At 68.7% G+C, this 6,990-nt stretch carries 4 protein-coding genes; 2 read left to right on the top strand and 2 right to left on the bottom strand.

Annotation, left to right across the window (positions count from 1 at the left end; translation table 11 throughout):
- Positions 1-146: 146 nt before the first annotated feature.
- Positions 147-989, bottom strand: coding sequence for an exosortase-dependent surface protein XDP1 (gene xdp1 / locus L6Q67_RS23065; protein WP_296575694.1), 843 nt, complete (start codon positions 987-989; stop codon positions 147-149).
- 153 nt (positions 990-1,142) lie between these two features.
- Complete coding sequence (gene prsT / locus L6Q67_RS23060; protein WP_296575691.1) at positions 1,143-3,980, bottom strand: XrtA/PEP-CTERM system TPR-repeat protein PrsT; 2,838 nt, start codon at positions 3,978-3,980, stop codon at positions 1,143-1,145.
- Positions 3,981-4,179: 199 nt separating this feature from the next.
- On the opposite strand from prsT, the gene ftsH reads away from it, so the two are divergent.
- Positions 4,180-6,000: an ATP-dependent zinc metalloprotease FtsH gene (gene ftsH / locus L6Q67_RS23055; RefSeq protein WP_296575688.1), complete on the top strand. Its 1,821-nt coding sequence runs from the start codon at positions 4,180-4,182 to the stop codon at positions 5,998-6,000.
- A gap of 27 nt (positions 6,001-6,027) precedes the next feature.
- On the top strand, positions 6,028-6,720 hold the full coding sequence (locus L6Q67_RS23050) for an META domain-containing protein (RefSeq protein ID WP_296575684.1): 693 nt from the start codon (positions 6,028-6,030) through the stop codon (positions 6,718-6,720).
- The last annotated feature ends 270 nt before the right edge of the window (positions 6,721-6,990 follow it).

The following is a 6,990-nucleotide window of genomic DNA, read 5'->3' as shown; positions in this document are numbered from 1 at the left end:
CGCTTCACTTCGTTCGCTGTGATCAACTTACGGCGGGACTTCCACCCGCAGGAGGGCGCCCATGCTGGGCGCACAAGAAAGAAAACGGCACCCGAAGGTGCCGTACAAAGCCGCCGCCCTCTCGGGAGGCGCAGGCGAGCTGCCGCTCAGCTCCTGCGGCGGCGCAAAGCCAGCAGGCCGAGCAGACCACCACCGGCCAGCACCGCACTGGTCGGCTCGGGCACCCGCCCGTATTCGCCGGTCACGCCGGCGATCTTGATGAAATCCTTGGTGGTATCGACGTTGGGCAGGGCCTGCACCAGCGTGTTGAGGGCACCCACCAGCCAGTAGCGGGAGCTGATGTTCAGGTCGTTCACGGCCAGGGGCTTGTAGCCTGCGGCATTGGTGGATTGGGCTACGCCACCGTTGGCTGCGTTGGTGTAGTGGGCGGAGTTGGACGCCTTCACCACGCTCCAGCCGCTCGTCAGCAGGGTCGAGTAGCCGACATTGGCCGACAGGAAGGTCGGCTTGCCAGTACCGGTATAGGCCAGCACCGTCATGTCGGAGTCGGTCTTCCACCACCCCACCGTCACCGTCTTGAGGGCGACCGACGCGCCGGCGCCGAAGTCGAACAGCATCGAGTCGAAGCGCACGTTGTTGTCCATCGTGTGCCCGGGCGAAGTGGAGTTCTGGATGGTGCCCTCGTTGGTGTCACCGGCCGTGCCCGCATCCCGGTTGGTCACCCCGAGGCCGCCACTGTAAGTGCCCAGGTAGGCGCTTTCGATGTAGGCGTTCTGGGTGCCCGTGGTGCTGTTCTTGGTGTCCGACCAGGCCGAGAGGGTCAGATTGCCGCCAAGGTCGCCGACGTAGGTCCGCGTATTGCCAAAGGCACCCGATCCGGACTGGTTTCCACCGTCGGTGAAACTCCAGCTGGTCGCGGCATGGGCGCCAGTGACGCCGATCAGGGCAAGGAAGGTCGCCACCAGGGAACGAGAAAATCGAGTGGTCATATTATTCCTTGATGAATTTGATGTTGTTAAGCGTTTATTAAGATTTGAATGCAAGATTCAAACCATTTTTACAAATTTCTGTTAATCAACAGTTTTTTTATTCAGCGCACCCTGTCCGCAGCAAGGGTGTAAAGCGGCCCGACACAGATCCACTCACACACCCAGCTCACGGCGCAGCACCTCGGCTTCGGCCTGGCTCTCGAACACACCCCGGGCGTTGAGGGCCGCCGCCAGCTCGTTACGGGCCTCGTCCCGCCGCCCCGTGCGATGGAGCACCCAGGCCAGGTGGTAGCGCACATCGCGGGACTCCGGGGCGCGCAGACGCGCCTCGCGCAGGGTCTTCAGGCTGATGTCCAGGGCTCCGCTGCGAGCCTGCAACCAGCCCAGGGTATCCAGGGCATTGGCGTCCGCCGGGGCCAGCCGGGCGGCCCGCTCGGCCATGGGCAGGGCCCCCGCATCGTTCAGGCGCATCAGCACCTGGGCCAGGTTGTTGGCGGCCGTGGCGTTCTGCGGGTCGCGGACCAGCAAGGCTTCATAGGCCGCACGGGCCTGGGGCAGCTGGCCCAGACGCAGATAGCCCTCGGCCAGCGCCGCCTGGGCCTGCAAGGCGTCAGGCTGCCGACGCAGCCACCCTTCCAGCATGGCGACACCCCGCCCCCCCTCACCGGCGTGGAAGGCCGCATTGAAGCCACGCAGGGCCAGGGCCGTGGATGGCGCCTTGTCGAAAGCGGCCTGGTAGAGGCGCATCGCCTCGGCCGCCCGCTGGCGGACCAGGGCGATGTCACCGGCCAGGCGCAGGGCGTCGACTCCGCTGCCACCCCGCGCAAGCAGCTGGCGCTGCAGGGCTTCGGCACGGGGCAGGTTGCCGGCGAGGATCTCGGCCTCCACCTGCAGGCTCAGGGCCGGAGGGAAGCCCGGCTTGGCCGCCAGCGCCTTCTCGGCGCTCGCTCCGGCGTCATTGGCGGCTCCGGCCGACAGCTGCAGCTGCCCGACCGCAACCAGCTGGCGAGGCTCGGGCCCCACCATGCGGGCAAGGTTGGCAAACGCGGCCCGGGCCTGCGTGCCTTCGCCCACCGCCAGATAGGCGCGCCCGAGGGCCTCGATCACAGTGGGATCATCGGGCCGCACCAGCACCAGCTTCTGGGCCAGACCGAGGGCGGCCCCCGGTTGCCCCAGGCGCTGATGGACAGCCAGCAGTTCGAGCCCCGATGCGGTATCGCCCGGCACCAGGGCCTGGGCCTTCTCCAGCAGCGGAAGCGCCGCAGCCGGGCGGCCGGCATGGCTTTCGAGGCGGGCCATCTCGGTCAGCGCCTGCACGTTGCCGGGCTCCTCCCGGAGCAGTGCGGCAAGGCGCTGGCGAGCCTCGTCGAGACGCCCCTCGGCCACGTCCAGCCGCGCCAGGTTGAGGCGTGCCGGGACCAGCCCGGGCTGCAAGGCCAGGGCCTTGAGATAGGCACTGCGCGCGTCGGCCCGGCGATGGGCGGCGGCCTTCACTGCGCCGGAGATGTTGTGGGCGGCAGCATCGCCGGGCAGGTGGCGCAGCAGGGTGTCGGCTACTGCGGTGGCGTTGCGCAGGTCATCGCGGCGCAGGTAGAGGGTGACCAGGGCAGCGGCCACCTTGAGCTGGGCCGGCTCCTTGTCAAAGGCGCTGCGCAGGGCCGCCAGCCCCAGATCGGCCTGCTGGCCGGCGAGGCGGGCAAAGCCCATCTGGGCGGTGATGCCCGGGTCGCCCCCAGTCAGCCGGGCGGCCCGCTCCAGGGCTTCGGCGGCGTCCCGGTAGCGGCGCTGCTGCATGCGCAGGGCGGCCAGGGTGGTGAGCACCTGGGGGTCGGCGTCGCCGGAACGCAGCATGGGCTCCAGCAGGTCGCCCACCCGCGCAGTGTCGCCGCTGGACAGGTAGATGCCGGCGAGCAGCTTGCGGCCGGCAGGGTCGTCGGGCAGGCGCAGCACATACAGCTCCAGCAGGGCCCGGGCCCGCTCAAGGCGCCCGGTGGCCTGGCTGGCCAGCCCGCCAAGCATCAGCAGTGGCGGCTGGCTGGCGAGGAAGGTGTCGGGCAGGGCGTCCACCAGGCGGGTGACTTCTTCGAGCTGCGCGCGGGACGCCCGGGTGTCGCCCCGGGCCGCGTAGATCAGGCTTTTCAGGTAGGCCACGCGGGGCTCCCGCTGGCTGAGCCCGCCCGCCCGCTCCAGGTCGGGCATGGCCTCGTCGGGGCGCTGCAGGTCGATCAGCAGGGAGGCGCGGGCCACCATGCTGTCGAGCAGGCGCGGGTCCGCCTTGAGGGCCTGGGCAAAATAGTCGAGCGCGGCCCGGACATTGCCCGCACTCTGCTGCAGCACGCCCTGCAGGTGCAGGAGCTGGGCATCGCGGGGGGCCAGGGCCGTGGCCGCATCCAGGGCCTTGCGCGCCCGGGGGGTGTCGCGGGTGCGCAGGGCCAGGTCGATCTCGGCGCGCAGGGGCGCCAGGGAGCGCGGGTCAGCCGCCTTCGCCTCCTCCACCGCGCGCCAGGCGGCCTTGGTGTCGCCCTGGTCAGCGTGGGCCGTGGCCCGCATGGCCAGCACTTCAGCCCGGGCCGCCGGCGCGAGGCCATCTGGCTTGATGCGGGCGAGAATCTTCTCGCTGTTGCCAAACATCATCAGCGCCGTGCCATAGGGCTGTGCCACCTCGGCCATGCTGGCGCCGAGGCGCAAGGCGATCTCGAACTCGGCTTCGGCGGCGGCGGCCTGGCCGTCACGCAGCAGGGCCTTGCCCAGCAGCAGGTGGGCCGCCAGCAGGCCGCTGTCCTTCTGCACGGCGTTGCGGGCCTGGATGATGGCGCCGGAAACATCGTTGCGGGCCAGACGGGCTACCGCGTCCTCGTGGTAACGGGCGGCCTGGACACTGTCACCGCGGGCGGCGTGGGCCCCATTGACCGCGAGGGCCGCACCCAGCACAAGGCCGGCGATGAGCGTTCTGGAAGAGCGGAAGGAAGAGGCGCAGCCGGAAGCGGACATGGATCGCAAGGGGCGAAATAATATAACTTTGGTTATAAATTGCGCTCCATCGGACTGACTGTGACAAAGGCCACGGCCTGCGCCTCCAGCCCCCCAACAATTTAACGCTTCGCCACAAAAGCCCGATTTGCTCCCCAATTCTTGAAGCTCGCCGATCCGCCCCCACATGGGAGGCTGGCACTGCCCTCTCCCCCGGATCATGGAAAAGAAAACGCAATTCAGCTTGTGGTACTTCGTCTTCGCCCTGTTTGCGATCTTCACCCTCCACGACCTGTGGGTCCAGGTGCGCACCGTCGAGCCCCTGCCCTACAGCGAGTTCCAGCGCCTGCTGAAGGCTGGCGAGGTGGCCGAGATCTCCATCGCCGACAACACCATCCAGGGCAGCCTCAAGCAGCCCCTGCAGGACGGGCGGCAGAAGTTCGTCACCACCCGGGTGGATGCCTCCCTGGCCAAGGACCTGGCCCAGTACGACGTGAAGTTCACCGGCGTGGTGGAAAACACCTTCCTCAAGGATCTCCTCGGCTGGGTGCTGCCGGCGGTGATCTTCGTCGGTATCTGGATCTTTGCCATGAAGAAGTTCGCCGGCAAGCAGGGCCTCGGCGGCGGTTTCATGAACCTCGGCAAGAGCAAGGCCAAGGTGTATGTGGAGGCCAACACCGGGGTGAGCTTCGAGGATGTGGCCGGCGTGGACGAGGCCAAGGACGAGCTCAAGGAGGTGGTCGGCTTCCTGAAGGACCCGAAGGCGTCCGGGCGTCTGGGCGGGCGGGTACCCAAGGGCGTGTTGCTGGTTGGCCCCCCGGGCACCGGCAAGACCTTGCTCGCCAAGGCCGTGGCCGGGGAAGCCGGGGTGCCCTTCTTCTCGATCTCGGGCTCGGAGTTTGTCGAGATGTTTGTCGGCGTCGGCGCGGCACGGGTGCGCGATCTCTTCGAGCAGGCCCGGGCCAAGGCGCCGGCCATCATCTTCATCGACGAACTCGACGCCATGGGCCGGGCCCGCGGGGCCTTCGGCGGCATGGGCGGCGGCCACGACGAGAAGGAGCAGACCCTCAACCAGCTGCTGGTCGAGCTGGACGGCTTCGACTCGTCTTCGGGCCTGGTGCTGCTGGCCGCCACCAACCGGCCGGAAGTGCTCGACCCGGCCCTGCTGCGCGCCGGGCGCTTCGACCGCCAGGTGCTGGTGGATCGCCCCGACAAGAAGGGCCGCATCGCCATCCTCGAAGTGCACATGAAGAAGATCACCCTGGCCGCCAACACCGACGCCGAAAAGGTCGCCGCCCTGACCCCCGGCTTCAGCGGCGCCGAGCTGGCCAATCTGGTGAATGAGGCCGCGCTGGTGGCCACCCGCCGCAACGGCGAGTCGGTGACGGTGGAGGACTTCACCGTGGCGGTGGAGCGCATCGTGGCCGGCCTGGAGAAGAAGAACCGGGTGCTCAATGAACACGAGCGCACCGTGGTCGCCTACCACGAGATGGGCCACGCCCTGGTGGCCATGGGCCTGCCCGGCACCGATCCGGTGCACAAGATCAGCATCATCCCGCGGGGGGTGGGCGCCCTGGGTTACACCATCCAGCGCCCCACCGAAGACCGCTTCCTGATGACCCGCGCCGAGCTGGAGAACAAGATGGCCGTGCTGCTGGGCGGCCGGGCCGCCGAGCAGCTGATCTTCGGCGAGGTGTCCACCGGCGCCGCCGACGATCTGCAGAAGGTCACCTCCATCGCCCGCTCCATCGTGATGCGCTTCGGCATGGACGCCCAGCTGGGCAACGTGGCCTACGAGAGCGATCGCGGCAACTTTCTCGGCCAGGCCGCCCCGCCCCAGGAACGCAGCTACTCCGAGGAGACCGCCCGCGAGATCGACTGCGCAGTGCGCACCATCGTAGCCCGGGCCTTTGAACGCAGCAGCGCCATCCTGACCGAACGGCGCGATGTGCTGGAAGACACCGCCCGGGATCTGCTGGCGCGGGAAACCCTCGATGAAAGCGACCTGAAGGCAATCCACGCGCGGGTGACGGGGGCATAATCCGGGCTTGCCCAACCGGAGCCCGTCGTGCGCCCTCTCCTTGCCCTGAGCCTCATCCTCGCCGCAGCCCCCGCCCTGGGGGCCGGCCCCAACCCGTCCGGCCCCATCGACGGGATCTACATCCACCTGGCCGATGCCGGCATGCTGACCGACTGCCGCAGCGGCAGGCGCGTGGCGGTGGCGACCGAAGCCGACAACGCCGCGCTCGAACGCGCCTACCTGGCGGGCGTTGCCCAACCCGGCGCGCCCCTGTGGGTCAGCCTGCTCGGACACGTGGAGAACCGCCCCCGCCTCGAAGGCGGTGGCCGCGAAGACGTGCTGGTGGTCGACCGCTTTGCCCGGGTCGAGCAGAGTCGGGGCTGCACCCGCCAGATCGAACTCAACACCGCCCGCTGGAAACTGGTTCGCCTCGAAGGACGGCCGGTGAGCGCAGAAGGAATACCGCCCTTCCTGCAATTCAACCCCGAGCAGGGGCGCCTGACGGGCTCCACCGGCTGCAACCGCGTGAACGGCGAATATCGCAGCTGGGGGCCGGTCGGCTTCACCGTGCTGCCCCTGGCCACTACCCGCATGGCCTGTCCGGGGGCACCGGCAGAACAGGAGACGCGCTTTCTCGATGCCCTGTCCCGCGCCACCCACCGCATCCAGGCCGGCAGCAGCCTCGAACTTCTGGCCAATGGCCTGCCCGTGGCCCGCTTCGAGGCCGAATACCTGCACTGAGGCCAGACGCAGCGCCCGCAAGCTGGGGCTACAATGGCCCTGCTTGCATTCGAGGCCCTGTCCCGGGCGGCCCGCCCCCGTGACCATTCGACCTTATCCGGAGGAATTGCCCATGTCCTGTATCCGCACCCCCGCCCTCACCGCCCTGGCCCTGTGCGCCAGCCTTGTCCAGCCGGCCTTCGCCCAGGAATCCCCGACCCTGGCCAAGATCAAGAGCAGCGGCACCATCTCCCTGGGGCACCGGGAATCCTCCATCCCCTTCTCCTACTA

Origin of the sequence: Zoogloea sp. (assembly GCF_023150065.1) — a bacterium.
Lineage (GTDB): Bacteria > Pseudomonadota > Gammaproteobacteria > Burkholderiales > Rhodocyclaceae > Zoogloea.
This window is presented reverse-complemented; position numbering and strand designations above follow the sequence as displayed.